The 1348-nt window shown below is 70.0% G+C and carries 1 protein-coding gene; it reads left to right on the top strand.

Going from position 1 to position 1348, the window contains the following annotated elements; all coding sequences use genetic code 11:
- The first annotated feature begins 157 nt into the window (after positions 1-157).
- Positions 158-1141, top strand: a complete 984-nt coding sequence (locus DBR36_RS06865) for an LLM class F420-dependent oxidoreductase (RefSeq protein WP_108318160.1) — start codon at positions 158-160, stop codon at positions 1139-1141.
- Positions 1142-1348: the final 207 nt, after the last annotated feature.

The following is a 1348-nucleotide window of genomic DNA, read 5'->3' as shown; positions in this document are numbered from 1 at the left end:
CGGCACATCCAGCCTGGGGTGCGGGCGGGGGCCGTCGTGGCATCCGGGGGTGTAATTCATCCGCGTGCGGGGTCGTCCTCACCCGCGAACGGCGACGGATCGGGCGTCATCGGTACCGTCGGCCCCGGACGGGTGAGGACGCGCCTAGGGTGAGCCCATGGAATTCGGCATCTTCGTCCCCCAGGGCTGGCGCTTCGACCTCGTCGGCATCGACCCCTCCGAGCACTGGCGGGTCATGAACTCCCTCGCCCAGAGCGCCGACGACGGGCCCTGGGCTTCGCTCTGGGTCTACGACCACTTCCACACCACTCCCGTGCCGAGCGCCGAGGCCACGCACGAGGCGTGGACCCTGATGGCGGCCTTCGCCGCCGCCACCGACCGGGTGCGCCTCGGCCAGATGTGCACGTGCATGGGGTATCGCAACCCGGCGTACCTCGCCAAGGTCGCCGCCACCGTCGACGCGATCTCGGGCGGACGCGCCGAGATGGGCATCGGCGGCGGATGGTACGAGCACGAGTGGCGCGCCTACGGTTACGGCTTCCCACCCATCGCCGAGCGTCTCGGACGCCTGCGCGAGGGCGTCGAGATCATGCACCAGGCGTGGACCACAGGCGAGGCGACCCTGTCGGGGAAGTACTACGAGGTCGACGGCGCGATCGTGCAGCCGACGCCCCTGCAGGCCGGTGGCATCCCGCTCTGGATCGCCGGTGGAGGCGAGAAGGTCACGCTCAAGATCGCGGCGAAGTATGCGTCGTACACCAATTTCGGCGGATCGCTCGAGGAGTTCGACCACAAGTCCGAGGTGCTGCGCGGACACTGCGAGGCCCTCGGTCGCGACGCCGGTGAGATCACCCGCTCGACCAACTTCAACACGATCGTCGCCGAGACCGAGGCCGAGGCATCCGAGCGCCTGGCGGCCGTGGTCGCGCGCCTGCGCCCGCACGTGGGTGACGAGCGGGCGGATGCCATCGAGGCCGACTACCGCTCCTCCGACGGCTTCGGCACGCCCGAGCAGATCGTGGAGCGGCTGCGCGAGCGCGCCGAGCACGGACTGGGCTACGCGATCCACTACTTCCCCGAGGCCGCGTACGACACGTCGGGCATCTCGCTGTTCGAGCGCGAGGTGATTCCGCACCTCTAAACGCTGTTCCTGCTGAAACACGCGGACGCACACCGTGTCTCGGCAGGAACGGCGTTCATCGCGCGGCGGCGCGGCGCTTCGCGCCGTCAGCCGCCGCATGCGCGCGTGGCGCCGCCGTCGCCCGCCGCCCTCGCTCCCCTCGATAAACGCTGTTCCTGCCGAAACACGCGGACGCACACCGTGTCTCGGCACGAGCAGCGTTTATCG

The sequence above is a fragment of the Microbacterium sp. HMWF026 genome, assembly GCF_003061325.1.
GTDB lineage: Bacteria > Actinomycetota > Actinomycetes > Actinomycetales > Microbacteriaceae > Microbacterium > Microbacterium testaceum_E.
Note: the sequence above shows the minus strand (reverse complement) of the source record. Positions and strands in the feature narration are given on the sequence as shown.